At 55.3% G+C, this 25,915-nt stretch carries 20 protein-coding genes; 11 read left to right on the forward strand and 9 right to left on the reverse strand.

Going from position 1 to position 25,915, the window contains the following annotated elements:
• The 4 genes from recB to STH12_RS07945 all read left to right on the forward strand — a co-directional run bounded on the left by recB (position 1) and on the right by STH12_RS07945 (position 9,051).
• Entirely contained in the window at positions 1 to 3,870 is a 3,870-nt protein-coding gene (gene recB / locus STH12_RS07925; protein ID WP_237158791.1) for an exodeoxyribonuclease V subunit beta, read from the forward strand.
• The gene (recD, locus tag STH12_RS07935; RefSeq protein ID WP_126167049.1) at positions 3,867 to 5,861 is read left to right on the forward strand and encodes an exodeoxyribonuclease V subunit alpha; all 1,995 of its coding nucleotides are present in this window, start codon (positions 3,867 to 3,869) and stop codon (positions 5,859 to 5,861) included. Before recB ends, recD begins: the two co-directional genes overlap by 4 nt.
• 111 nt (positions 5,862 to 5,972) lie before the next feature.
• The gene (locus STH12_RS07940; protein ID WP_126167050.1) at positions 5,973 to 6,983 is read left to right on the forward strand and encodes a D-alanine--D-alanine ligase; all 1,011 of its coding nucleotides are present in this window, start codon (positions 5,973 to 5,975) and stop codon (positions 6,981 to 6,983) included.
• Between the two features lie 352 nt (positions 6,984 to 7,335).
• Positions 7,336 to 9,051, forward strand: a complete 1,716-nt coding sequence (locus STH12_RS07945) for an AMP-binding protein (RefSeq protein ID WP_164551166.1) — start codon at positions 7,336 to 7,338, stop codon at positions 9,049 to 9,051.
• Between the two features lie 111 nt (positions 9,052 to 9,162).
• Here the strand turns inward: STH12_RS07945 and STH12_RS07950 are convergent, their stop codons facing one another.
• From STH12_RS07950 to dapA, 4 genes are all read right to left on the reverse strand, one after another.
• Entirely contained in the window at positions 9,163 to 12,264 is a 3,102-nt protein-coding gene (locus tag STH12_RS07950) for an efflux RND transporter permease subunit (protein WP_126167052.1), read from the reverse strand.
• Positions 12,261 to 13,346: an efflux RND transporter periplasmic adaptor subunit gene (locus STH12_RS07955; RefSeq protein ID WP_126167053.1), complete on the reverse strand. Its 1,086-nt coding sequence runs from the start codon at positions 13,344 to 13,346 to the stop codon at positions 12,261 to 12,263. The genes STH12_RS07950 and STH12_RS07955 overlap by 4 nt, the downstream gene beginning before the upstream one ends.
• Positions 13,347 to 13,773: 427 nt before the next feature.
• Complete coding sequence (gene bamC / locus STH12_RS07960) at positions 13,774 to 14,811, reverse strand: outer membrane protein assembly factor BamC (protein WP_126169462.1); 1,038 nt, start codon at positions 14,809 to 14,811, stop codon at positions 13,774 to 13,776.
• Positions 14,812 to 14,877: 66 nt separating this feature from the next.
• Positions 14,878 to 15,759: a 4-hydroxy-tetrahydrodipicolinate synthase gene (gene dapA / locus STH12_RS07965; protein WP_126167054.1), complete on the reverse strand. Its 882-nt coding sequence runs from the start codon at positions 15,757 to 15,759 to the stop codon at positions 14,878 to 14,880.
• A gap of 172 nt (positions 15,760 to 15,931) precedes the next feature.
• Here dapA and STH12_RS07970 point away from each other — a divergent pair, with 172 nt between their 5' ends.
• Entirely contained in the window at positions 15,932 to 16,459 is a 528-nt protein-coding gene (locus tag STH12_RS07970; protein ID WP_126167055.1) for a glycine cleavage system transcriptional repressor, read from the forward strand.
• Positions 16,460 to 16,482: 23 nt separating this feature from the next.
• A complete protein-coding gene (gene bcp, locus STH12_RS07975; RefSeq protein WP_126167056.1) occupies positions 16,483 to 16,947 on the forward strand; it encodes a thioredoxin-dependent thiol peroxidase in 465 nt (154 codons plus the stop codon).
• Positions 16,948 to 17,129: 182 nt separating this feature from the next.
• On the opposite strand, the gene STH12_RS07980 is transcribed toward bcp, so the two are convergent.
• Together STH12_RS07980 and STH12_RS07985 are read right to left on the reverse strand one after the other, a co-directional pair.
• Positions 17,130 to 18,248 carry an AI-2E family transporter gene (locus tag STH12_RS07980; protein WP_126167057.1) on the reverse strand — a complete coding sequence of 373 codons (1,119 nt, stop codon included), beginning with the start codon at positions 18,246 to 18,248 and terminating at the stop codon, positions 17,130 to 17,132.
• A gap of 36 nt (positions 18,249 to 18,284) precedes the next feature.
• A complete protein-coding gene (locus STH12_RS07985) occupies positions 18,285 to 18,512 on the reverse strand; it encodes a sulfurtransferase TusA family protein (RefSeq protein ID WP_126167058.1) in 228 nt (75 codons plus the stop codon).
• Positions 18,513 to 18,615: 103 nt separating this feature from the next.
• Between STH12_RS07985 and bepA the strand changes: the two genes are divergently transcribed.
• From bepA to STH12_RS08000, 3 genes are all read left to right on the forward strand, one after another.
• Complete coding sequence (bepA, locus tag STH12_RS07990) at positions 18,616 to 20,082, forward strand: beta-barrel assembly-enhancing protease (protein WP_126167059.1); 1,467 nt, start codon at positions 18,616 to 18,618, stop codon at positions 20,080 to 20,082.
• An 89-nt stretch (positions 20,083 to 20,171) separates the two neighbouring features.
• On the forward strand, positions 20,172 to 20,522 hold the full coding sequence (arsC, locus tag STH12_RS07995; RefSeq protein WP_126167060.1) for an arsenate reductase (glutaredoxin): 351 nt from the start codon (positions 20,172 to 20,174) through the stop codon (positions 20,520 to 20,522).
• Entirely contained in the window at positions 20,519 to 20,923 is a 405-nt protein-coding gene (locus STH12_RS08000; protein WP_237158792.1) for a DUF2069 domain-containing protein, read from the forward strand. The genes arsC and STH12_RS08000 overlap by 4 nt, the downstream gene beginning before the upstream one ends.
• Positions 20,924 to 21,081: 158 nt before the next feature.
• Here the strand turns inward: STH12_RS08000 and hda are convergent, their stop codons facing one another.
• Together hda and STH12_RS08010 are read right to left on the reverse strand one after the other, a co-directional pair.
• The gene (hda, locus tag STH12_RS08005) at positions 21,082 to 21,792 is read right to left on the reverse strand and encodes a DnaA inactivator Hda (protein WP_126167061.1); all 711 of its coding nucleotides are present in this window, start codon (positions 21,790 to 21,792) and stop codon (positions 21,082 to 21,084) included.
• An 87-nt stretch (positions 21,793 to 21,879) separates the two neighbouring features.
• Entirely contained in the window at positions 21,880 to 23,067 is a 1,188-nt protein-coding gene (locus tag STH12_RS08010; RefSeq protein WP_126167062.1) for a DUF2066 domain-containing protein, read from the reverse strand.
• Between the two features lie 210 nt (positions 23,068 to 23,277).
• Here STH12_RS08010 and STH12_RS08015 point away from each other — a divergent pair, with 210 nt between their 5' ends.
• Complete coding sequence (locus STH12_RS08015) at positions 23,278 to 24,507, forward strand: uracil-xanthine permease family protein (protein WP_126167063.1); 1,230 nt, start codon at positions 23,278 to 23,280, stop codon at positions 24,505 to 24,507.
• Between the two features lie 125 nt (positions 24,508 to 24,632).
• Here the strand turns inward: STH12_RS08015 and grxD are convergent, their stop codons facing one another.
• Positions 24,633 to 24,968: a Grx4 family monothiol glutaredoxin gene (gene grxD / locus STH12_RS08020; RefSeq protein WP_126167064.1), complete on the reverse strand. Its 336-nt coding sequence runs from the start codon at positions 24,966 to 24,968 to the stop codon at positions 24,633 to 24,635.
• Positions 24,969 to 25,210: 242 nt separating this feature from the next.
• Here grxD and sodB point away from each other — a divergent pair, with 242 nt between their 5' ends.
• Positions 25,211 to 25,795: a superoxide dismutase [Fe] gene (sodB, locus tag STH12_RS08025; RefSeq protein WP_126167065.1), complete on the forward strand. Its 585-nt coding sequence runs from the start codon at positions 25,211 to 25,213 to the stop codon at positions 25,793 to 25,795.
• Positions 25,796 to 25,915 lie beyond the last annotated feature (120 nt).

Consider the following 25,915-nt stretch of genomic DNA (forward strand, 5'->3'; position numbering starts at 1 on the left):
ATGTCAGCCATAGTCAGCCAGCCATTGGATGCGTTCACCCTGCCCATGTCGGGGGCACGCCTGATTGAGGCCAGCGCAGGTACCGGAAAGACCTATACCATCGCCAACCTCTATTTACGACTGCTGCTGGGGATAGGCGAACCACGCCCCTGCACAGTGGAAGAAATTCTGGTGGTCACCTTTACCAATGCCGCCACCAGTGAGCTGCGCGATCGGATCCGTCGCCGGGTGCTTGAAGCCTTTAAGGCAGTGCTCGGTCAGCCAACCGGCGATACATTTTTGCTGCAACTGGTTGCAGCCATTGACGATACCGCCATTGCTCTGCGTCAGCTCGACTTAGCGCTCAAAACCCTGGATGAAGCCGCCATTTACACCATTCACGGCTTTTGTCAGCGGATATTGTCGGATATGGCGTTTGAATCTGCGCTGCTGTTCGAGAGTGAATTTACCCTTGATGACAGTGAATATCTGGAGCTTGCCGTGGCAGATTTCTGGCGTGCTCACTGCTATCCGCTTTCGAGTGAGATGGCGGCCATGGTGCATGCCAAATACCCATCCCCCAAGGCACTCGGCGCAGAGCTTCGCGCCCTGATTGGCGCGCGGATGGCAAATCCCAAAACCCGCCCGGGCAGCTTTAATTCGCTTGCAGCCGAGTACAATCAGCGCCTGTCACGGCTGCGGCTTGCCTGGCAAAGAGACAGCCAGGCATCAATAGAAACCCTTAAAAAGCTGCCACTCAATGGCACCAGTTATGGCAAGGCCGCCGATGATTTCCCCAAACTGAACGCCCATGCTTTGGCGCTGGACGCATGGGCTGCACGCGGTCAGGGTGAGCCGCCCATCAAAGCCATGCAGGCTCTGGCCTACAACAGCATCAAACTCAATAAGGGCGGCGTGCTGCCAGAACCCCATGCATTGCCGCTGCTGGTACAAATTGGTGAGTTTATCGAGGCGCACCAAGGGCTTATTCCAGCATTTCTGTTATTGGCCCGGGATGATATCCGCGCCCGATTTGCCGCACTCAAATCCCAGCGCAACCTGATGGCGCCGGACGATCTGCTACTGACACTTGCCGCGGCCTTAGGCCATGGGCCTCATTCGTCGGCTGCCGGCGAGTCAGCTCAGGATGCAGACGACAATACCATTGCCAAGCGGCTCGCCACCGAAGTTGCAGCCCGTTACCCTGTAGCCCTGATTGATGAATTTCAGGACACAGATCCGCTGCAATTTGCTATTTTCAATGCGATTTATCGGCCCGAAGGCAAAGCCCGCGGCCTGTTGATGATTGGCGATCCCAAGCAGGCCATTTACGCCTTTCGCGGCGGCGACATCCACACCTATCTGGGAGCAAGACGCGCCGCATCCGCCCACTATAGCCTTGGCACCAACTACCGCTCTTCCAGGCCGATGGTGGATGCGGTCAACCGGCTGTTTATGGCCCGTGAGCGGGTGTTCTTAACCGATGAAATTCCGTTTGAGCCGGTGAATGCCGCCGACAGGGGCAATAAGGCTCTGCTGATTGATGGCAATGCCCCTGGGGCTGCCCTTGAAATCGCTTTGCTTGCGGAAGATCCCGTGAAAGGACTCAACAAGCAAACCGCCCGTACCCTGATGGCAAATGATGCCGCCGCCGATATTGCAAGACTGCTCACCCTCGCCGCCGAAGGCAGGGCCAGTCTGTCCGATAAGTCGCGGCCACTGATGGCAAAAGATATTGCCGTACTGGTGCGCGACAGGAACGAGGCGGCCTTTATCAAAAAAGCGCTCGGCGAGCGCAACATAGGCGCGGTATTTCTCTCCCGTGACAATGTGTTTGCTACCCCGGAAGCGAAGGAGATGATGCATCTTCTGTATGCTCTGGCTCATCCCCGGGATGAAAAGCGCCTTCGCAATGCCATGGCCACCCGACTGATGGGCTACACCCTCAGCGATATTGCCAGGGTGAATCAGGATGAAGACCGCCGCGCCGAAGAGCTTGAGCGTTTTGAGCTTTGGCATCAGCGCTGGCAAAAGCAAGGGGTCATGCCGGCGCTGATGGCGTTTGCAGACGACACCTCTTTGCTGCAGCGGCTGCAAAGTGAAGAAGAGGCCGAGCGGCGCCTGACCGATTTTCGTCATCTGTGCGAGCTGCTGGAGCAAGCCGCCAGCGGTCTCGATGGAATAAGCGCCCTGCTCGGTTGGTACGAGCAGGCGCTGGCAAGCCCGAGCGGCGATGAAATCCAGCAACTGAGGCTCGAGAGTGAGCAGAATCTGGTGCAGATTGTCACCATCCACAAATCCAAGGGGCTTGAATATGGCCTCTGTTACATCCCGTTTTTAAGTTTGGCGCGGGATAGCCGTGGCAAGCCCTCACCGCTGCTGTACCACGAGGCAAACGGCCTGGTGTGGGATATTGAGCAGACCGACGAAGGGGTTGAAATCTATGATGCCGAGCGCCTCGGTGAAGATCTGCGGCTATTGTACGTGGCGCTGACCCGGCCGATTTATGGCTGCCGACTCGGCCTTGCCAACCACAGCCGGATGTTAAAGGCCGGGATAAGCAGTGAGGTCCATAAAACGGCACTGGGGTACCTGCTTGGTATAGACAGCAAAGACTGCGATGGCGATGCCCTGCGTGCCGCTGCCATGCGCCTGGCGGCAGACTCCATTGCCGTGGTGGAGGTGATTGAAAATGATAACCGCGCCCTTGCGAACGTCGACAACCAGCAGGGTCTGAATTTGGCCGCAAGAGTGCCGGATCGGCGCGGCGAAATTCCCTGGCGGGTGGGCAGCTACTCGGCTTTGGTGGCTCACAGCGATGCTGACCACAGCAAGCCGGCCCACAGTAAGCCGGCCCATAGCCCATCGGCGTCCGCCACTGGCTCGGGGTTGGTTTCGGATCCTGATTCACTTAGGGAGTCCGGTGCTTTAACAGCCGCTGCTGGCCTGTTATCAAGCAGCAGCCACAGCGCCTTGTTTGAAGATGGAGTGGCTGCAACCAGCCAGCACCCCGGCGCATCAGATGAATCATTTTCACTGGAAGAACTATCATTTAACAATGTCTCGATGAATAACCTTCCGCAACCGAATCAGGTTTCAATTGATTTGGTTGATAGCAAAAATGGCGTTCTGAGCAGCCCCGCCGATGAACTGCCGAGCCGGTTCAGCTTCCCCCGCGGCGCCAATGCGGGCAGCTTTATGCACCAGGTGCTTGAGCTCATTCGCTTCGATGATGTGGCCAGCACCTTGCCACAGGTGTTACCCCAAGCCATTACGCAGTTCGGTATCGACGAGCTTTGGCAGCCGGTGCTGCTTGACTGGTATCAGGATTTAATGGCGGCGCCGCTATCAAACAATGAGGCTAACCCACTGTCAGCGCCTACATTCGCCCTGCAGCAACTAAGCCACACTAACATGCTGGTTGAAATGGAGTTTTACCTGCCGGTGACCCAGCTTAAAGCGCGCGCCCTTGGGGATCTGCTGGCGCTTTACCGTTACCGCAGTGATTTTGGCTTTGAAACTCTGAACGGCATGCTCAAAGGGTTTATCGACCTCACCTTCTGCCACGACGGCCGCTATTACATTGCCGACTACAAGTCCAATCATCTGGGGGATTCTCTGGCCCACTACCATTACGAGGCAATGCACTCAGCCATTGCCGAGCATCACTACGACTTGCAGTATCTGCTCTATACCCTGGCACTGCACCGGCTGCTGCGAAGCCGACTGGCGGACTATGACTACGAATGCCACTTTGGTGGCTGTTATTACCTGTTCCTGCGGGGCATGTCGGCCTCTGCGCCAGGCAGCGGGGTGTTTTTCGACCGTCCGCCCAAGCTGCTGATTGATGCACTGGATGCGCTGTTTGAAGGTAATGAGGTGCGGATATGATTGAATTTGCAGGCAAGGAGCTTGGCAGCGGCGAATTCAAATCCCTGCTGAAACATCTGGTAGAACAGGGCGAACTCACCTCCCTCGATCGCCACTTTGCGCTGGAAATGGCGCGGCTGCATCAGGATGAATCGCCACTGATGTTGCTGGTGTGCGCACTGGTATCAAGGCAGCTTGGGCAGCAGCATCCCTGTTTGGATTTAAGTACCCTCACCCTGGCTAACCCCTTTGGCAGCCTGCGTGCACGTTGTCGCATCACCCTAAGCCGGGATGCCTTAATTGCGGCGATTTCTGAGCTTGAAGCCGTTGGCCGCGCGCTCTCGGGGCAAAACGCCTCTGCCACCCTGGGCACTTCAGCCGTGCAGGAGCAAATGGATGCGCCCAGTGCCGACAATAAACCGCTTATCCTTGATGGACAGCGGCTGTATCTGCGCCGCTATCATGGTTTTGAAACCCGGGTAGCACTGAGGCTAAGGCTCCTCGCTCAGGGTACGGTGGCGGTTGCCGGTAACACCCGCGAGCTGTTGGATGTGCTGTTCCCGCCTTCGCAGCAGCACGGCTTGCAAGATAACAACGAGCCCGATTGGCAAAAGATTGCGGTGGCGCTCGCCGCAGGCAAGCAGCTATCGGTCATCACAGGTGGTCCGGGCACGGGTAAAACCACTACTGTCACCAAGCTGTTACTGCTGCTGTTGAAGCAAGCGCCTCTGCGTATCCGCATGGTGGCACCAACCGGTAAAGCGGCGGCGCGCCTCAGCGAATCCATCAAGGCCAGTAAGCAGCGCCTTAAAGCGAGCCTGCAAGACGGTTTGATGACCGCCGCTGATGTAGATGCGTTACCGGAAGATGCCGCGACCCTGCATAGGTTGCTTGGCTTTATTCCCGGCAGCAATCGTTTCCGCCACCACAAGCAAAATCCGCTGGATCTCGATTTACTGCTGGTGGATGAGGCTTCTATGGTCGATTTGCCGATGATGGACAGGCTGCTCGATGCGTTGCCACCCCACGGCAGGCTGATTTTGCTTGGGGATCAGGATCAGTTGGCGTCGGTCGAAGCCGGCGCCGTGCTGGCGGATATCTGCGAAGGGGCCCGCAGCGGCTATCAATACAGCCAGCATCAATGTGAACTTATCCAGGCGCTTACGGGCACTGCGCTCATGCCCACCACAGACACCAAGGCAACTCCCGGCCTTGGCGATAATCTCTGCACCCTCACCCACAGCCACAGATTCAGGGCCGATGCCGGCATTGGCCAGTTGGCGCTGGCTGTTAACCGAGGCGACAAAAATCGGGTTGGCGAAGTGTGGCGCCACGGCTTTAGTGAGCTGCAATGGCTGCCACAGGGTGAGGGAGAAGGTCGCGAGGCGCTGATTTCGCTCGCCTGCGATGCCTACAGTGATTACTTATCTGCCATGGCAGCCTTTGCCTCGCCTGAGGATATCCTTGAGCGTTACAACCGCTTCAGGGTGCTTTGCGCCACCCGCAGTGGTGAATATGCCGTGGACGGCATCAACCTCGCCATTACCGTGGCGCTGGCAAAGCGCGGGCTTATTCAGCCGCGGCAGGAGTTTTATGCCGGCAGGCCCATCATAGTGCAAAGCAACGACTATGGACTTGGGCTCTTTAACGGCGACATTGGCATCTTGCTGCCCAGGGGGCGCGACGATCTTCGGCTGATGGCGCACTTTATCCAAAGCGATGGCAGCCTGCTGAAGGTGCTGCCCGCAAGGCTCCCCGGCCACGACACCTGCTATGCCATGACGGTACACAAGAGTCAGGGCAGCGAATTTTCAAGCGTAGCGCTGTCGCTGCCCATCTCGCCATCACCTTCACAGCAGGCCTTGATTGGACGGGAGCTTATCTACACCGCCATTACCCGCGCCAAGGACAAGTTTATCTGCCTTGGCAATGAAACCTTATTTGAAAGTGCTATCGACCGGCGCACCGAGCGGGCCTCGGGGCTTGCTGCAAGGCTTTGGCAGGCGGATTAATTCTCTGTCATCTGCCTTGCGCCCGCCCTGTGGGCTCATTACACTGCTGGCTGACATTATTCGCGCGATTTGGGATACGCCTTTACGCCGGACGCGCCTTTGGGAGACGAGATGAAAAAATACAATCTGGTGCTGCTTTGCGGCGGCGGTGGCAGCGAGCATGACATTTCCTTGTTGTCGGCCAAATACTTTGAAGCCTGCCTCAGTGACCATCCCCGCTTCAACACCCTGTGGCTGGAACTGAGCGCCAACGGCGAGTACCGCACCAAGGAAGGCGAGATTGTCGAGCTGACCAACCGCCGCGACATTCGCTTTGCCGATGACACCAAGGCGGCCTGGCCGGTGGATTACATCATCCCTTGTATTCACGGTTTCCCCGGCGAAACCGGCGATATTCAGTCCTGGTTTAACCTCATCCAATTGCCCTACTTTGGCTGCGGCTCAGAAGCGTCCAGCAATTGTTTCAACAAGATCACCGCCAAGATGTGGTTCAGCGCCCTTGGGATCCCCAACACCCCTTACCTGTACCTGGACGAGCCCAGTGATGACGCTATCGCCCGGGTAGAACGTGCATTCGATGAATGGAATGGTGTCTTTATCAAGGCCGCGAGCCAAGGCTCATCTGTGGGCTGCTTCCCGGCCACCAAGCGTGAAGACATTCCGGCGCTGGTCAAAAAAGCCTTCGAGTACGCGCCTTTCGTGGTGGTGGAAAAAACCATTGTCGCCCGCGAGCTGGAAGTGGCGGTGTACGAATACGATGGCGAGCTGGTGGCCACCCGTCCGGGCGAGATTGTTTGTGCGGCCAACACCTTCTACAGCTTTGAAGAAAAATACGATGCCAAGAGCCAAGCGGTAACCCATGTGGAAGCGCCCGATGTGGATGAAGCCACGGTTGAGGCCATCCGCGACTATGCACTCAGGGCATTTAAAGGCATGAAGCTGCGCCATCTGTCGCGGATTGACTTCTTCCTCACCAGAGACAACCAAATCCTGCTGAATGAAATCAATACCTTCCCCGGCCTAACCCAGATTTCCATGTTTCCCAAGATGCTGGCCAATCACGGCCATGACTTTACCACCTTCCTTGAAAAGGCCATTCTGGCCGAGCTCGAAGGTGCATAAGTCGGGTAACTGATACCCACATCAGCGCTACACAGCACTGCACTGCACGGCACAAGAACAAACACCACTAAAGCCAGCGTCTGCTGGCTTTTTTATTGGGCAGATTTGAGTCTGTTTTGACTGCCGTTAACTGGTTACGGCTTTGCTAACGGCTTTTGCCAACATGCCGTTAGCAGGGAATTTTTACGCCATAAATCATTGTATTAGCCTTTAGTATAAGAACGGCAATCAAGGCTTGTTCTGCCACCGGGCTTTTGGCTAGAGTCAAAGCTCACCGGCAACAGCGTCAGGACAAGACGCGTCGGTTACAACAATAACGACAGACCTTACAAGCAATGCCATGGAGGCAAACATGTCCCTATCTGCGCCCAATCAGTTTCCGTTAAACCAAAGCCTCTATCGCGGCGACACCAATGAGCCGCTCACCGAAGATACCATTGGCAGCTACCTGCAAAAAATCGCCGACCGTTTCCCCGATCGCGATGCGATTGTCATGCACCATCAGGATATTCGCTGGAGTTATCGCCGTTATCTTACTGAAATCGATCGCCTCGCCACCGGCCTGCTTGCGCTGGGGATTGGCCCTGGCGATCGGGTCGGGATCTGGTCGCCCAATAATATCGAGTGGTGCCTTACCCAATTCGCCACCGCCCGCATCGGCGCCGTGATGGTCTGTATTAACCCGGCCTATCGCCTGGAAGAGCTGGAATATGCGTTAACCAACGTCGGCTGTAAGGCGCTTATTACCCACGATAAATTTAAAAGCAGTGATTATCTGGCCATGCTTAAGGAGCTGGCCCCTGAGCTTGACCAGTGCGAGCCGGGCAAACTCAATGCCAAACGCCTGCCAGAGCTCAAATTAGTCATCCGCACCGGCAGCGAAGCCACAGCGGGCATGCTGAACTTCCCCGAAGTCTGCAACCTAGGATCTGAAGCTGAGTATGCCGATCTGACCGGTATTGGCGCCCGGCTGTCGCCCTTCGATGCCATCAATATTCAGTTCACCTCGGGCACCACAGGCAACCCCAAGGGCGCAACCCTATCCCACCACAATATTCTGAACAATGGCCTGATGGTGGCCCGCGGCATGCGCTTTACTGAAAAGGACAAATTGTGCATTCCGGTGCCTTTGTACCACTGCTTTGGCATGGTGCTTGGCAATCTGGTGTGTATCGCCTCCGGCGCAGCAGCAGTCTTCCCCGGCGATGCGTTCGATCCGGCCACCACGTTGGCGGTGGTAGAGCAAGAGCGCTGCACCGCGCTCCATGGGGTGCCGACCATGTTCATTGCCGAACTTGAGCTTGCCAACTTCGATGAATATGACCTCTCAAGCCTCAGAACCGGTGTCATGGCCGGTGCCACCTGTCCGGAAGAAGTGATGAAACGGGTTCAGTCCCTGATGCACATGACCGAAGTGGTGATTGGCTACGGCCAAACCGAGTGCAGCCCCATCAATAACCTCACCGAAATTGACTCCTCGCTCGAACTGAGGGTCAGCACCGTTGGCCGTGCCCTCGCCCACACAGAGGTGAAAATTGTCGATGTGTTCGGCAACACCCAACCCATTGGTGAGCCAGGCGATGTCTGCAGCCGCGGCTATTGTGTGATGCTGGGCTACTGGAACGATGATGCCAAAACCCGCGACACCATCGACAGCGACGGCTGGTTGCACTCGGGTGATTTGGGGGTGATGGACCAAAACGGCTACGTGCAGATTGTCGGTCGGATAAAGGACATGATTATCCGCGGCGGCGAGAACATCTACCCGCGGGAAATCGAAGAGAAGCTCTTTACCCACCCTCAGGTGCAGGATGCCGCCGTATTTGGGGTGCAGAGCGACAAGTACGGCGAGGAGGTGTGCGCCTGGATTAAACTTCGCCCCGGTGCCCTGGTGGATGAGCAGGAAATCCGCCATTTTCTCACCGAGAAAGTCGCCTATTTCAAGGTGCCAAGGTACATCAAGTTTGTTGAAAGCTACCCGATGACGGTGACAGGAAAACTGCAAAAATTCCGTATGCGGGAACTCATGTATCAGGAGCTTTACCAGGACATTAACGCAGCGCCATAAGCTTGGCGGAGTCGGAGACACTGGTTCTGCAACGGAGCCAACAAAAAGGCCTGAACAAGTGTTCAGGCCTTTTTAGTTAAGTGGGCAATTTACACTGCCACTACCTTATTTTCAGGACTTGCGCTTGGCAAGCTCGGCTTCAAGCTCGTGGGCCACTGAGTCAGGCGAGCCTGAGTGACGGGCAAAGAGCGCGTAGGCGGTTGGGATCACCATCAGGGTGAATACCGTGGCCAGCAGAATGCCCGAGAGCACCACCACACCAATCACGAAGCGGGTTTCGGCGCCGGCGCCCTGCGCCATTACCAGCGGCACGGCGCCAGCGGCTGTGGTGATCCCCGTCATCAGAATTGGACGCAAACGTTGGGTAGAAGCCGTTAGCAGTGCGTCGGTAAACTCTGTGCCTCGGTCGCGCAGCTGGTTGGCAAACTCAACAATGAGAATGCCGTTTTTGGCTGCGAGCCCCACCAACATGATGATGCCAATCTGGCTGTAGATGTTGATGGTTTGCCCGGTCATCCACAGGCCAATCAGCGCACCCAGGGTCGCCAGCGGTACTGTCAGCATGATGATGGCCGGATGCACGTAGCTTTCAAACTGAGCCGCCAGCACCAGGAATACCACCCCTAGCGCCAGTACAAATACAAAGTACATGGAGCTGCCGGATTCCTGATAGTCCAGCGACTGGCCCTTGTAGCTCACCACCGCCTCGGCGGGCAGATAGGTGCGCACTATGTCGTTCAGGTAGTCCAGCGCTTCGCCCAGGCTATAACCGTCGGCCAGGTTGGCTTCAATGGTGATAGAGCGCATGCGGTTGTAGCGGTTCAGACTGGAGGCATCGGCAAACTCTTCCACATGTACCAGGTTAGACAGTGGAATAAGCTCGCGACTGCGCTCGGAACGCACGTAAATGTTGGTCAGATCCTGCGCCGTGTTTTGCTTGGCGCGGTCACCTTCGATTATCACATCGTACTCTTCGCCATCGCGCATAAAGGTGGTCACCAGACGTGAGCCGAGCATGGACTCCAGGGTACGACCTATATGGGAGATAGACACACCGAGATCGGCGGCGCGGTCGCGATCAATCACCACCCGCATCTGCGGCTTGGTTTCCTTGTAATCGTGATCAAGCGCCAGCAGTTTGGGATTTTCGGCGGCCTTGGCCATCAGAATATCCCGCCACTGGGCAAGCTCCTCATAACTTGGGCCCCCCAGCACAAACTGCACAGGTTTACCCACGCCGCGGCCAAAGCCCTGACGCATAATCGGGAATGCCTGTACCCCGGCGAGATCCGAAAGCCTTGCACGGATGTCGTTCATAATCGCAAAGGCGCTGCGACGCTGGCCCCAGTCTTCCAATACGATAATGGCCATACCGTTGGAGAAATCGGCAGAGCGGCCAAAGCCCCGTGGAGCACGAATAAGCAGACGCTTCACTTCGCCGCTTTCCACCAGCGGCATCAGGCGCTCTTCCACTTCATTCATGTACTTTTCGATGTACTCGTAGCTGGCGCCCTGTGGACCATTGACCATCAGGAACATGGAGCCTCGGTCTTCCCGGGGCGCAAACTCCTGAGGCACCTTTTGCATCATCCACACACTGAGACCCAGTGCGCCAATCACCGTCAGGCTCACAGCAAATGGATGACGAATAGTGCGCTCAAGTGAACGGCGATAGAAGCCTTCCAGCCACTCCATGGCACCATCCACTTTTTTTACCAGCCAGGAGCTCTCACTGGTGGGTTTAAGCAGTTTGGAGCACATCATCGGGCTTAAGCTTAAGGCCACCAGACTTGAGAAAATCACCGCGGCGCTCATGGTCACGGCAAATTCTTTAAAGAGCTTACCCAAATCGCCCTCAAGGAAGGTGATTGGCATAAATACCGCCACCAAAACCAGGGTGGTAGCCACCACCGCAAAAGCCACCTCACGGGCACCGAGGAAGGCAGCAACCAGTGGGGTTTCCCCTTCTTCGATTCGGCGGTGAATGTTTTCCAGCATCACAATGGCATCGTCCACCACCATACCGATGGCGAGGATCATCGCAAGCAACGTCAGCAGGTTAATGGTGTAACCCAAAGCGTAGAGCACAATAAAGGTGCCCAGCAGCGACACAGGCACAGTAATGGCCGGCACCAACATGGCATGCACGCTGCCTAGGAACAGGTAAATCACCAGGATCACCAAAATCATGGCGATAAACAGGGTTTGATACACTTCCTTGATAGAGGCTTCGATGAATACCGAACTGTCGTAGCTGCGCTTGATTTCCATGCCGGGCGGCAGGGTCGGGTTAATCCGGTCAACCAGCGCGTTTACCGCGCGGGCCACTTCCAGCGTATTGGCAGTGGACTGCTTGGTGACCCCCAGACCAATCATGGACTCGCGGTTACCGCGGAACATGATCCGCTCTTCTTCGGAGCCAAGCTCAATCTTGGCCACGTCACCCAGTTTTACCAGATAGCCGTCATCGCCCTGTGCCAGCACCAGATTGGCAAAGTCTTCGGCGTTACGGAAAGTACGCTCAAGACGCACGGTAAAGTGGCGCTCTTTCGATTCCACCGAACCTGCGGGGAGCTCCACGTTCTCAGAGCGCAGCTTGGACTCGATATCGGCAACGGTTAGGTTACGGGCCGCCAGCGCCTGACGGTCAATCCAGATCCGCAGCGCATACACCTTGCCGCCCCCGAGGCGCAGCATGGCAACCCCGTCCATGGCCGAAAAGCGGTCTGCCAGATAACGGTTGGCGTAATCGGTGAGCTCAAGGGTGTTCATGCTGTCGGACACCAGATTGAGCCACATGATGACTTCATCGCCACCATTGGCTTTACGGATCTCCGGCGGATCGGCCTCTTCCGGCAGGTTATTGAGCATGCTGGAGATGCGGTCACGGATATCGTTGGCCGCAGCTTCAATATCGCGGTTAATGTTGAATTCCAGGGTTACCGACGAGCGGCCGTCACTGGAAGATGAGCTGATGTGGCGAATGCCCTCAACCCCGCTGACGCGGTCTTCCACCAACTGGGTAATACGGCTTTCCACCACAGAGGCACTGGCACCGCGGTAATTGGTTTCAATGGAGACCACCGGCGGGTCGATGTGGGGATATTCACGCAGCGGCAGCTTATCAAAGGCCACCAGACCAAAGGCGATAAGCAGCAAGCTTATCACCGAAGCAAACACCGGCCGCTTTACAGACAGATCGGTCAGGATCATGCGGCGTTCTCCTCATCACCGGCCACGGCGGCGCTGAAGTGCTCTTTCATTTCGGGTTTCACTTCATCACCGGGGCGGGCTTTGAGCAGACCACGCACCATGATGGTTTCGCCGAGTTCAAGGCCATCGACGATTTCGGCCCAGCCGCGCTTACGCAGACCAAGGCTCACTTCGCGGCGCTCAACCTTGTTATCGGCACCCACAATGTACACATAGTGGCGTTTTTGCACCGGAATGATGGCAGATTCGGGCACCATCATGGCTTCGCGGCTGGTTTTAATAAGACGAATTTTCATCAGCATGCCGGGCAGCAAACGGCCATCTTTGTTGGGAATTTCGGCACGAATGGTCACGGCGCGGGTGGACGGGTTCACCCGGCTGTCGATGGAAATCACCTTGCCCTGAAACACTTCACCGGCGTAGGCCACGGCTTCTGCTTCCAGTGTCTTGCCGGGGTTTAACTGCGGCAGGAACCGCTCTGGCACGGCAAAGTCGAGTTTGATAATGGAGATATCATCCAGGGTAGTGATGGCAGTGCCTGGTGTAACCAGGGCGCCGGGGCTCACCTGACGCAACCCCAGGCGGCCGGCAAAGGGCGCGGTCACAGCGCGATCGCGCAGGCTGGACTCGGCCTGCTCGAGTTCGGCGCGGCTGGTATCAATCTGGGTTTGCAGCCGGTCGCGCTCAAGCTCAGCTACTGTTTGGCTGGTTACCAGTGAGCGAATACGGTCAAATTCGCGCTGATTATCGCTTACTTTCACCTTGGCCACCTGGACCCGGGCGCGCTGTTCGGCATCCTGCAGTTGCACCAGCAACTGACCCTGACGAACAACATCGCCATCGGTGAAATTCACCCGGGTCACGGTTTCTGTGACCTTGGCGGTGATGGTGACTGACTCATTGGCGCGGGTGGTCCCCAGGGCCTCCACCTCATCACGTACGGTTTGCAGCTCTACCTTAGTTACCACAACATTGGGAATGGGACGCGGACGCTGAGCCTGGGCGGCTGGCTCAGATTGCGTATACAAATACCAGGCTCCAGCCCCCCCGACGAGGGCAAGGAGTATAAGGACTTTTTTCATGTGACTTCCGAACTTCAGGCAAAGTTATCGTTATTGTCGGCAAATGCCTTGCCGCAGCTTATTGTGAAGCTAGTTTACCCGTGCACGCAGGTGCTTCAATACGTTTTACTTTTCCTTACAAAATACGTTTTTATGACAAAAATGGATCACTTGTACCCCATCCGGCGAGGTCGGCTGGTTAAATCACGGCTAGCGGTGAATTGCTTCAGTAGATTGGAAAAGTGGCAGAGATAACTGCTGTATGGCGTGTTGTTTAATACCCCCTTGCGGATCCCGTCCGGTCAACAAAAGCCGTGGCCGTCGTTGCCTGGGTAGAGCTAATGATAAGAACAAGGCTAAGGACGAGGGAAGAATCGCCACATAAAAAAAGAGGCCCTATGGCCTCTTTTTTATTCCGCTAGCTTATCCTGCTTTATTCAGAGCGTGATTAACGTACCTTTCGGTCTTCTTTCATCAGCTCAGACATGGCGCGGTAGATTTGTGCCACTTTCTCATCGGCAAGGGGCTTATCTTCCTTGTCGAGGATGTGCAGCTCACTGCTGCCCGGGGAGGCCTCAGTCAGCTTCAGCTTATAAGTGCCCTTTTCCAGATCCAGCTTGGCATCACCCCACAGCGAGCTCCAGAAACCAGAGTCATCGTTGTAGTTGAGGAAGTACAGACCCTTACTGCTGTCCATATCGGCAATTTCAAAGCCCATTTCCGGCAGCACGATACGCAGACGGTTCCACACCTGGTTGTAATCGCCCTTGGCCAGATAGTAGGCATCGCCTTCCGCTTCGCCGTCAACCAGCTCAACACCTATGCCCAGGCTTTCGCGAACACGCTTGGCCTTGATAGCCTGCTCACGCTTCACTGCCATGTAAGCAATGGAGCTGTTGAGCATGTCGATGGTGTAACGGCGCTTGTCGTCGGCAGACAGGCTGGTCTGGATATCATCGCCATCGTAGCTTTCCTGATGGTCAACCAAGTCGATGGTGATAGCACCGGTGCGGCCATGGGGGCGCACTTCCACCTGATAGCGATAACGCTGCTTGAGGGTAAATACCTTGTCGGAACCCCAGAGGCTGGTATCCAGCACTTCCTGGTTTTCAATCCAACCGGTCTCGAGGGTACCGGTGGCGTAGTCTTCCTTCACAATCTCAACCTGACGGCCGACCAGGTAGTCCTTCAGCAGGCCGAAGATTTCCTGTTTCAGATCCAGGCTGTTGTCGAAAGATTCAACAATAACTTTTATGTTATCAGAGCCTTCTTCCACCCGGGTGCCTTCTGCCATTGGCAGCACCTGCAGCGGAGGGCGAATGTCCAGCGCCTTGCCAACCAGCTCGGGGTTGGCACGGGAGCCCATAGACGGAATATCGTATTCGCGGCTGTAGTTGGGCGACTTCAGACCCGCCGGGATCTTCAGTGGCGCCGCCACGTCTGCGTTCACATATTCGTCGTTACCATTGGCCTGACGGCGCTCCATGGGGGTACTGCATCCCGCGGCAAGGGCGACGAGAATGAACGGCGTGATTTGTTTCAACTTCAAGACTTAGACCTCCAGTCCAGCTTTTTTCATGGCATCGAGCAGTAGACCATGACAAGACTCAGAAAGTTCAGTCAGTGGCAAACGAATGAAACCATCCTTGATAAGTCCCATGCGATGCGCGGCCCATTTCACTGGAATGGGGTTAGCTTCACAAAAGAGTGTGCTGTACAGGCCACGCATAGGCTCGTCGGCTGCAAACGAGCCGTCGATGTCTTTGGCAAGCGCCAGCGCGCACATCTTTTTAAATTGGGCAGGTACTATGTTGTTGGCAACCGAAATGACCCCATCACCGCCGGCCAGCAGGAACTCGCGGGCAGTGGCATCATCGCCGCTGTACAGCAAAAAGTCGGGGCCACACAGCTCACGCAGACGGGCCACGCGGCTCACATCACCTGTGGCTTCTTTAATGCCGATGATGTTGGCCACATCGCAAAGTTCAGCCACTGTCTCAGGCTTCATGTCCAGCGCGGTACGGCCAGGCACGTTATACAGAATTTGTGGGATGTCAGTGGCCGCAGCCACCGCTTTATAGTGGGCAACCAGGCCTTTGGGCGTGGGTTTGTTGTAGTAAGGCGTAACGCCGAGCATAGCCGCAACACCGGTTGCAGACAGGGCTTGGGTCAGCTCAATCGCCTCGGCAGTGGCATTGGCGCCGTTGCCGCCGATAACCGGAATACGGCCTTTGGCATACTCAACGGTTTTGGCCACCACATTGATGTGTTCTTTCATTGGCAGAGTGGCCGATTCGCCTGTGGTCCCAACGGCCACAATGGCATCGGTGCCATTGGCGATATGAAACTCGACTAAACTCTCAAGACTTGCAAAATCCACTGAGCCATCACTGTTCATAGGCGTGATTAAGGCTACGATGCTTCCGTTTATCATCTGACTTCCCCAAGGTTGCAGGATTCGCTATGGTACTGACCCCTATGGCGATTGACAAGCCATTTACAGGGCTCTCAAAAGGATTTGTTTGTGGTAGCATTGGCGCGCGTCAAAACCACTGCCGATGTGGTTAAAAAGACGCCATGACAACGACACAAAAAGAGGAACCTACATGACCAATTACCTGGTCGTCACCGCCATGGGATCCGATCGTCCCGGTATCGTCAGCAAGCTCGCCCGTCTGGCCAGCGATTGTGATTGTGATATCGTCGACAGCCGCATGGCGCTTTTCGGCAATGAATTCACCTTGATCATGATGGTGTCCGGCTCCTGGGCGGCCATCACCAAGATTGAAGCCGCCCTGCCCCAATTGTCGGTGGAAATGGAACTGCTGACCGTGATGAAGCGCACTTCGCGTCACACGCCGCAAAACTATGTGTCGCGGATTGAGGTGGAATTCCACGGTAAAGATCAGCGCGGCACCATGAAGCGCATCACCCAGTTTTTGGCCGACCGCTCGCTGGATTTGGCAGCAGTACGCTCAAACGCAGAGGAAACAGCCGCCGGCGATTCTATCCAGCACGTGTTCCTCGCCATCAATATTCCTGAAAAAGTTGAACTGGATAAGCTCGAAAAGAGTATTCATGAGCTGGCAAGCGAGATGTCGCTGGCCTGTCAGATCAAAAGAATGCAAAGCTGAACCGGCCTAAGGAAGGACGACGAATGAATACCTTAAAAGCAGGCGATAAAGCGCCGCAGTTTACCTTGCCCAACCAAAACGGCGAGATGATTTCCCTGGCTGAGTGCCTCAAGAACGGTCCTGTGCTGGTGTACTTCTACCCCAAGGCGCTGACCCCTGGCTGTACCGATCAGGCCTGTGGCCTGCGCGACGTTAAGCCGCAGCTGGATGCCAAGGGCGTGACTGTGTTTGGCATCAGCCCCGATCCCGTGGCCAAGCTGAAGAAGTTTGAAGAAAAGCACGGCCTCAATTTCCATTTGCTGTCAGATGAAGAGCACGCCGTGGCCGATGCCTTTGGTGTCTGGGGCGAGAAAAAGTTCATGGGCAAGGTGTATGACGGCATTCACCGCTTGAGCTTTATTGTTGGCACCGATGGCACCATAAGCCATGATTTGACCAAATTCAAAACCAAGACCCACCACGAAACTGTACTCGAAGCGCTGGGCTGATAGCTTTAAGATACTGCCGGAATGGCGCCGGGCGACCTTCTTCTCGCCCCTTTTGCACTCACCTTTTCCGGCTCCATCTTTTGCATATAAGCAAGCTGTGATTGGACATAAATCACAGCCATTAAAAAAAGGCCCGGATGGGCCTTTTTTGTTTGGGTCAGTTACCGCAGCGCCAGCTTGTGTTATTCGCTCACGGGCTTGTCTGCTGTGGTTGTGCCGCCACCACCTGGTAGCTGCGGCTGCTCGGGCGGATGATTGCGCGGCCAAACGTTGATAACGGCTTTGACCAGCGATGCCAGCGGAATGGCAAAAAACACGCCCCAGAAGCCCCACAGACCGCCGAATACCAGCACTGCCGCGATAATGATAACCGGGTGCAGGTCCACCGCATCCGAGAACAAAATCGGCACCAGCACGTTACCATCGAGCGCCTGAATAATACCGTAGCCCAGCATCAGGTAGCCAAATTCCGCCGAGAAGCCCCACTGGAAAAAGCCCACCAGTGCAATCGGCAGTGTCACCAGGGTCGCACCCACGTAAGGGATCAGTACTGACAGACCGGTCAGCACCCCCAGCAGCGCCGAGTATCTCAGCCCCATAAAGGCAAAGAACACATAACTCACGGCGCCAACAATAATAATTTCAATCACTTTGCCGCGAATATAGTTGAAAATCTGCTGATTCATCTCACCCCACACCTTACGGGCAAGGTCGCGGTTAGAGGGGAAAAAGCGCTTGCTGCCGCGGATAAGCTCTTCTTTATCCTTAAGGAAAAAGAACACCAGCAGCGGCACCAGGATGGTGTACACCATCAGCACCAGCAGCGACGCCGAAAATCCAAGAATTTGCTTGCCGATATCCAGCAAATGCTGAGTATCGAGCATACGCTTAAGCTCGGCCTCCATGGCAATTACCTGATCGGCACTCACATATTGAGGGTACTTCTGGGTCAGCTCCTCAAGGTAGCCCATGCCTTTATCGAGCATGGCGGGCAGCTCGGTCAGCAGTGCCATTCCCTGCTTCCAGATACTGGGCACCAGGCCGAACACAATCAGCAGCACTATCCCGGCAAACAGCACCAACATCAGCGAGGCACCTGTGGTGCGGTTAACGCCAATCCGGGTCATCTGAGCCACCGGCCACTCCAGCAGGAAGGCCAACACCAGAGCCACCAACAAAGGCGCCAGCAAGCCGCCAGCAAAGTAAATCAAGGCCCACAGGGAAAAGAGAATAAACAGCAGCGTCACTGCCTGGGGATCACTGAACTTGTCCTTGTACCAGCGAGTCACGAAGTCGAGCATTGGGGCTCCTTAATGAGAGAAGTCGCGATCCTTGTGTTAATTCGGTGCCATCCGGCTGATCCGAAGTGTAAGGCAACTTTGGTCATCCCGGGTCTTTTCTACCCGATATCCCTGTTTTTCAAGAAAAGCGGGAACATCACGGCGGGATGCGCTGTCCAACAAGGCAACTTCGAGCGTTTCGCCTGCGGGCAACTTTTTCAGCGCCAGCTTAACCTGAACCAGAGGAACAGGACATCGAAACGCGGTTAAATCGATAAAAATCATAATGAACTTGCCACAGCCAAACCGGGGCTATTATCCTTGCTTGCACGCTAAACCTCAAGCAGCATACCCGGTAACGGGCATAGACACAGGAAGTAGTAGCCACTTGCGTATATTGACTCTCTCTCGACTGACCAACACCCTCGCCGCTGCGGGGCTCACTGCCTTGTTGAGCCTGCCGGCCACCAGTTTCGCCAATAACGATCTGCCGGATCTTGGCACAGCCGCAGTCAATACCTTCAGTCTGGAAAAAGAGATGGTGTATGGCGATGCCTATATGCGGGTCATTCGCTCATCGGCGCCGCTATTGAGTGACCCGGTGCTGAGCCAATACCTCACCGAGCTTGGAAACAAGCTGGTCGCCAATGCCACCGGCGTGAAAACCCCCTTTTACTTCTTTTTGCTGCGTAATGATGAAATCAACGCCTTCGCATTTTTCGGCGGCCACGTTGGGGTGCACACAGGACTGTTTTTGAATGCCGACACCGAGAGTGAAATCGCCTCAGTGCTGGCCCACGAAATCACCCACGTGACCCAGCGCCATCTGGCGCGCTCACTGGAAGCCCAGCAAAAATCCGGCCCTGCCACCATCGCCGGGCTCCTTGGTGCAATCCTGTTAACCATCGCCGCGCCCCAGGCCGGTATGGCGGCACTGGCCACCACCCAGGCGCTGGCCACCCAGTCCAAAATCAACTACACCCGTTTGCATGAAAAAGAAGCCGACCGCATCGGCATGCAAATTCTGGTGGAAGCCGGTTTTGACCCCAATGCCGCTGCTGACTTTTTCGGAAAGCTCGCCAGCCGTTATCGCTTTACCACCAAGCCGCCGCAAATGCTGCTGACTCACCCGCTGCCCGAGTCACGGATCAGCGAGGCACGCAACCGTGCAACCCAGTATCCGCACCGCTATGTACCGGACAGTCTGAACTACCATCTCGCCAAGGCCCGGATCCAGGTGCGTTTTTCAAGCTACAGTGAAGAATCGGCACTTGCTCTGTTTGACAAACAGCTTGCCCGCCACACCTATGCTTTTGAAAGCGCAGCGCTTTATGGCAAGGCGCTGGCCCTGTTTCGGTTAAAACGTTTTGATGAGTCTGAAGCGATTATTGATAAACTTCTGGCGCGGGATGACAACAATCTGTTTTATCTCGATACCAAAACCGACCTGTTAGCCCAGCGCAAAGACTACAAGAGCGCCATTACCCTGCTGGAGGCCAAGCGTAAGCTCAAGCCCACCTCTCAGGTGATAAATGCCAACCTGGCCAATATCTACATTGAAGCGGGCGAAAGCCCCAAAGCCATTCCACTGCTGGAAGACATGGTGTTCCTCGACCGTCAGAATCCGCTGCCTTATCAGCTGATGACAGAGGCGTATCGCAAGGAAGGCAATAAGGCGCTGGAGCACTTCTCTAACGCCGAAAACCTGGCTCTGGCCGCCGATTACAAGGGTGCCGTTGACCAGCTCAACTTTGCTTACCGCTACACCAAAGATGATGCGCTGCAACTGGCACGCATCGAGGCCCGTATTCGCCAGTTCAAGGAAGCTGAGCGGGCGTTGGAAGAGCTCAAATAATTCCAGCTTAAGCCATCTGCGGGCGCCTGACGGCGCCCGCTTTTTTTGTTATCATCGCGGCAATTTTGGTAAGTGACACGGATAACACAATGACAAAAGCCGTAATCCTGCATAACCCTCGCTGCTCCAAAAGCCGCGAAACGCTGGCGCTGCTCAATGAAAATGGCGTTGAGGTCGAGGTGGTTGAGTACCTCAAAGACACCCCCGATGCCGACGAAATCCGCCATATTCTGTCGCTGCTGGGCCTCGGCGCCCGCGAACTGATGCGCACCAAGGAAGACGAGTACAAGGCCCAGGGACTGGACAATCCGGCCCTCAGCGACGCTGAGCTTATTGCCGCCATGGTCGCCACCCCCAAACTGATTGAACGCCCTGTGGTGCTCGCCAACGGCAAAGCTGCCATCGGTCGCCCTCCGGTCAAGGTTCTGGATATTCTTTGAGGTTTTCCGTGCTGTCTGATACCCAGCTTTTGCTGAAAATAAACCGCGCAGGTTATCTGGCGCTGTTGCTGGTACTTGGCTACTGGTTCTTGCTTGGCCCCAACAGCCAGGAATATTCGCTGTTATTCAACGCCCTGTGGCTGGTCCCCCTGCTGCTGCCGCTGCCGGGACTGATGAAAGGCAACCCTTATACCCACGCCTGGGCAAGCTTTGTGCTGTGCCTGTATCTGTTGCACGGCCTGACGCTGGTCTATATTGCCGGTGATTGGCTCTGGTTTGCGCTGCTGGAACTGGGTTTACTGATCTTACTGTCGGTCACCTTCCCCTTCTACGCCCGCCACCGTGGCCGTGAATTGGGGCTTGGACTGAAGAAAAAGTCCAAAGATGAGCCTTCGCAATAACAGCTTCAGCGTTACTGGCTACCCGCTTACGTAACGCCAGAAAGTAAAAAGCGCTGCCAATGCAGCGCTTTTTTGTGAACATTTTTGACTGGCAAATATTTTTACAAACAATGAATTAGCCAAACTTGTGCTCACTAACCCTTAGTTCATTGAATAAATCAGAGCCTTAGCATCTCTTTCACAAACGGGATTGTCAGCTTGCGTTGATGCACCATGGACGCCTTGTCCAGTCTATCCAGTACATCAAAAAGGGTTCGTAAATCCCGCGCCATCCGATTCAGCAAAAAGCGTCCTACGTCCTCGGGTAACTGCAAGCCACGCATGGCTGAGCGGCGTTGCAATGCTGCCAGTTTTTCATCATCCATCATGGGTTGCAGCTGATAGGTCAGCCCCCAATGCATTCTGGAGAGCAGATCCGGCAAGCCAAATCCGGCTTCCATCGGCGAGGCGCTGGCACTGACAATCAGGCTGCCACGCTTTTGCTCCAGCACCCGATTATAGAGGTCGAAAATGGCTTCTTCCCACAGCGGGTGACCGGCCACGGCATCCACATCGTCGATACAAATAAGGTCAAACTGCTCCAGCCCTTCCAGCAATGCGGTGGAAATACTGGCGTGAATACCAAGGGGAATATAAAAGCTGCGCCGCTCCACCTCGTTGGCGTGGGCACAGGCTGCGTGCATCAGATGAGTTCGCCCCGATTTAATTGGCCCCCAGAGGTAAATGGCATGATTGCCCTCGCCGCCCGCCGCCGATTTCAGGGCACCAATAAGCTCATCATTACCCGCTGCGGGGTAATAACTGGCGAAGGTTTCATCGTCCGGTAAATGGACTGGCAGAGACAATTGCAATGGAGACTGTTGTGTCACTCGGTTACTTCTCAATCAATCTGGTGGCACTGAAATAAAAACGGCGTCAGTGTAACACGGACGCCGTTAAATTCCGAGTCGCAGACCTTACTGGCCGCGCCACTCGTAGTGATTTGGCTTGGCGGGCAGCCCCGGCGTTTCCAGTACATCGCCCGGATTAATCGCATTGGCGAAGGGATCGGGTTGCGCGCTGCTATCCCCCTGGCTGGCAGGATCGGTTGAGCCAGTGCTACCAGGCAGCACGGCCGGTGAATCGCCAAGTGGCGTCAACCTCGGCTCCAGAGCAAGAGTGCGCCTGAGTTCATCTTCGCTGCCAAAGAGCGCCAGTGCAAAGCGCACCGCATCGCCCTGAATACTCACCAGCCGTACAGATTTCACCATCGACAGCTGGCCAAGGTAAGTTTCGATATCCACCACGGCTTTCAGCTTGTTGACACCGGTGAACACCAGCTCGGTTCCCGAGGTTTCGCTGGTGCCTGTCACTGCGTAACGGGACACATAATAACTGCTCATGCCGGACAGCATAGCTGAAATGGCATCTTCAAGATTTTCGCTGCGGCCAGAGACTTCATTCACCGCCTGAATAACCTGCCCGGGATCAATGCCTGACGATCGCGGGTAAAGCGCCAGCCGATACTCATAACCGCCATCCTGGGTGTCCAGAGTAGCAATCGCAAAAAAATCAGACTGATAACGCGATGAGGCGCCAGCCACTTCCTCGGGGAAGAAACCGCGCACCGAGTTGATATTGGCGACCATCATGTCGTCAAGATCCAACAGCGGAAACAGCAGCGGCACACCGGTCTGGGCACTGGCATCGTTGAACTGACTGCGTACAGGCAGATCGGAATGGTCCCCAAGCAGTACCTTTTCGGTTTCACCGTCGGTGGCAAGCCACAGCAGAGTCAAAGGACGCTGTTTACCCCACACCGGCAGCTGGGCATCTCTGAGGGTGCCGGTAATTCGCGCACTGTCGAAACTGGCACGCACGTATAGTTTGCCGTTATTTTCCACATAGCCAAACTGACTGAGGGCCGAACGGGCCTGATTAATCAGTGCCTGCACCTGGGCATTGGCGAGTGCTTCCTGGCTGCCGCTGTTTTTTACCATGACCTTGGCCATGGCATCTTTAATCGCCTGCTCAAGTTCGGCGCCACTGCGTGAACTGACGGGCACATCGGCTTCATTAAGGCGATTTACCTGCACCGCCTCGGCGCCCATGGCACCCAGCAGCAATCCGGTGGCCAGGGCCAGCTTGTGAAAGGTCTTCAACATGGAAATTGGTCTATCCCTGAAAAAACAATTGGCAGGAGTGTAACACACTTGACCTTGGGCAACACAGTCCAACGAAAGGCCGCAAATTTCGCCTGCAAGCAGGCAGATTGTCCTTTTGCGCCAAGGAGTTCACAAAATCTGTACTCAGGCTTACCAAAGCCGTTTCAGCTGATAGAATGGGAAGATTTTAACCTTACATGACATAAAAAAATGAACAAACTCCTGCTGCCCCTCCAGGGTGCCCAAATGCTGTTTGTGGCGTTTGGCGCGCTGGTGTTGATGCCGCTGCTGACCGGGCTCGACACCAGTGTGGCCCTCTTTACCGCAGGTCTGGGTACCTTGCTGTTCCAGCTTATCACCCGCAGACAAGTACCTGTGTTTCTCGCCTCCTCCTTCGCCTTTATTGCCCCCATCATGTATGCGGTGCAAACCTGGGGCGTTGCCGCCACCATGGGTGGCTTGATTGCCGCCGGCGGCGTGTATCTGATGCTGTCGCTGCTGGTCAAACTGAAAGGTGTTGGCTTTATTCACCGCCTGTTACCCCCGGTTGTGGTGGGCCCTGTGATCATCATAATCGGTCTTGGCCTTGCGCCGGTGGCGGTGAATATGGCGCTGGGTAAGACCGGTGACGGCAGCGCCGTGTTGGTTGATGGCGATACTGCGCTGGTGATTTCTCTGTTATCTCTGACCACGACCATATTGGTGGCGATATTTGCCAAAGGGATCCTAAAGCTGATGCCGATTCTGGCCGGGATCCTGGTGGGTTATGTCACCGCGCTCTTCTATGGCGTAGTCAGCTTTGATGCCCTTATCGCCGCGCCCTGGTTTGCGGTGCCACACTTTACCGCGCCGGAATTTCACTGGCAGGCAATCCTGTTCATGATCCCGGTGGCCATCGCCCCGGCGGTGGAGCACATTGGCGATATACTTGCGATTTCCAATGTCACCCGCAAAGACTTTATGAAAGACCCGGGCCTGCACCGCACCCTTGCCGGTGACGGGGTTGCCACCATGGCCGCTGCCGCCTTTGGCGGACCGCCAAATACCACCTACTCCGAAGTGACCGGCGCCGTGACCTTAACCCGCAACTTTGACCCCAAAATCATGACCTGGGCCGCCATTGTCGCCATTCTGCTGGCCTTTATCGGTAAACTTGGGGCGCTGATGCAAACCATTCCGGTGCCAGTGATGGGCGGCATTATGTGTTTGCTGTTTGGCTCCATTGCTGCAGTGGGCCTCAGCACCCTTATTCGCAATCAGGTCGATTTGGCCTGCCCGCGTAACCTTGCGATTGTGGGAGTAACGCTGGTATTTGGTATCGGCGGTATGGCTTTTGGTATTGGCTCATTCAGCCTCACCGGCATCAGCTTGTGCGGTATCGTTGCCATTTTGATGAATCTGCTGCTGCCACCTTCGGCACCTGAGCCCGAAAGCCCTTAAGCCCCTAAGCCCGAAAGCCCATAAGCGACTCTTTATTCTGAAACGGCTTAGATGTTCCAACTGGAAATACCGACAACAAAAAGCCCCGCATCGCGGGGCTTTTTTATTCAGGCAATAACCGAGGCTTATTCTGCTTCAGTCTTGTACTTGGCGGCCACTTCTTTGATGAGCGGCTGCAGTTCGCCTTTTTGGAACATCTCGGTCAGGATGTCGCAACCGCCGATCAGCTCACCCTCTACCCACAGCTGTGGGAAGGTTGGCCAGTTGGCGTACTTTGGCAGCTCGGCACGGATATCCGGATGTTGCAGGATGTCCACATAGGCAAACTGCTCACCAATGTTAATCATCATCTCGGCAACGCGGGCAGAGAAACCACAGCTTGGCAGCTTTGGAGAACCCTTCATGTAGACAATGATTGGGTTTTCAGCGATTTGCTGCTTGATTCTTTCTACTGTTTCCATTTTGATTCCTGACTTGGCATCCCCCTGAGGGACATTGATGTCTCACACGTGGGCTTATTGTACGCCAGTGGGCGGCGGAACAAAATCCCACAGTTTGTAAGGTTATGTCATTATTTGATTTTTCGATAAGCACTATCGCCCGAAAACCCCAAAGAATGATTCACATCACAGATTTTCCGAGTACAATATCGGCCAGTGAGCAAGAACGTGAAAAACGTATAATCGTCCATGGAGAGATACTAATGGCTTTCGAATTACCACCACTGCCTTATGCGAAGAACGCACTGGAACCCCATATTTCCCAGGAAACTATCGAGTACCACTACGGTAAGCACCACAACACCTACGTGGTTAAGCTGAACGGTCTGATCCCAGGTACCGAGTTCGAAGGCAAGAGCCTGGAAGAGATCGTTAAGACCTCTACCGGCGGTATCTTCAACAACGCCGCTCAGGTTTGGAACCACACCTTCTACTGGAACTGTCTGTCTCCAAATGGCGGCGGCGCTGCCACTGGCGCAGTAGCCGATGCCATCAACGCTGCTTTCGGCTCTTTCGAAGAGTTCAAAGCCAAGTTTACCGATGCCGCTGTAAACAACTTCGGCAGCGCCTGGACCTGGTTGGTGAAGAACGCTGACGGTTCTGTTGCTATCGTTAACACCAGCAACGCAGCCACCCCGCTGACCGATGCTTCTGTTACCCCAATCCTGACTGTGGATGTGTGGGAACACGCTTACTACATCGATTACCGCAACGTACGTCCTGACTACCTGGCCCACTTCTGGGAACTGGTAAACTGGGACTTCGTGAACCAGAACTTCGCTGGCTAATCCCGCGTTTTTCAGGTCTAAAAAGGAGCCATTCAGGCTCCTTTTTTTATGCCTCTTTCCCGAATCTTTGCCCGCATTTTTTCGCGTCCCGCCGAATAGAAGCAGATGCAACTGTTGCTT

The organism is Shewanella khirikhana (genome assembly GCF_003957745.1).
GTDB classification, from domain to species: domain Bacteria; phylum Pseudomonadota; class Gammaproteobacteria; order Enterobacterales; family Shewanellaceae; genus Shewanella; species Shewanella khirikhana.

Excerpts from the sequence above, each read along its gene's own strand:
- recB (WP_237158791.1), top strand. The coding sequence starts at position 1 with ATGTCAGCCATAGTCAGCCAGCCATTGGATGCGTTCACCCTGCCCATG.
- recD (WP_126167049.1), top strand. The coding sequence starts at position 3,867 with ATGATTGAATTTGCAGGCAAGGAGCTTGGCAGCGGCGAATTCAAATCC.
- STH12_RS07940 (WP_126167050.1), top strand. The coding sequence starts at position 5,973 with ATGAAAAAATACAATCTGGTGCTGCTTTGCGGCGGCGGTGGCAGCGAG.
- STH12_RS07945 (WP_164551166.1), top strand. The coding sequence starts at position 7,336 with ATGTCCCTATCTGCGCCCAATCAGTTTCCGTTAAACCAAAGCCTCTAT.
- STH12_RS07950 (WP_126167052.1), bottom strand. The coding sequence starts at position 12,264 with ATGATCCTGACCGATCTGTCTGTAAAGCGGCCGGTGTTTGCTTCGGTG.
- STH12_RS07955 (WP_126167053.1), bottom strand. The coding sequence starts at position 13,346 with ATGAAAAAAGTCCTTATACTCCTTGCCCTCGTCGGGGGGGCTGGAGCC.
- bamC (WP_126169462.1), bottom strand. The coding sequence starts at position 14,811 with ATGGAGCGCCGTCAGGCCAATGGTAACGACGAATATGTGAACGCAGAC.
- dapA (WP_126167054.1), bottom strand. The coding sequence starts at position 15,759 with ATGATAAACGGAAGCATCGTAGCCTTAATCACGCCTATGAACAGTGAT.
- STH12_RS07970 (WP_126167055.1), top strand. The coding sequence starts at position 15,932 with ATGACCAATTACCTGGTCGTCACCGCCATGGGATCCGATCGTCCCGGT.
- bcp (WP_126167056.1), top strand. The coding sequence starts at position 16,483 with ATGAATACCTTAAAAGCAGGCGATAAAGCGCCGCAGTTTACCTTGCCC.
- STH12_RS07980 (WP_126167057.1), bottom strand. The coding sequence starts at position 18,248 with ATGCTCGACTTCGTGACTCGCTGGTACAAGGACAAGTTCAGTGATCCC.
- STH12_RS07985 (WP_126167058.1), bottom strand. The coding sequence starts at position 18,512 with ATGATTTTTATCGATTTAACCGCGTTTCGATGTCCTGTTCCTCTGGTT.
- arsC (WP_126167060.1), top strand. The coding sequence starts at position 20,172 with ATGACAAAAGCCGTAATCCTGCATAACCCTCGCTGCTCCAAAAGCCGC.
- STH12_RS08010 (WP_126167062.1), bottom strand. The coding sequence starts at position 23,067 with ATGTTGAAGACCTTTCACAAGCTGGCCCTGGCCACCGGATTGCTGCTG.
- STH12_RS08015 (WP_126167063.1), top strand. The coding sequence starts at position 23,278 with ATGAACAAACTCCTGCTGCCCCTCCAGGGTGCCCAAATGCTGTTTGTG.
- grxD (WP_126167064.1), bottom strand. The coding sequence starts at position 24,968 with ATGGAAACAGTAGAAAGAATCAAGCAGCAAATCGCTGAAAACCCAATC.
- sodB (WP_126167065.1), top strand. The coding sequence starts at position 25,211 with ATGGCTTTCGAATTACCACCACTGCCTTATGCGAAGAACGCACTGGAA.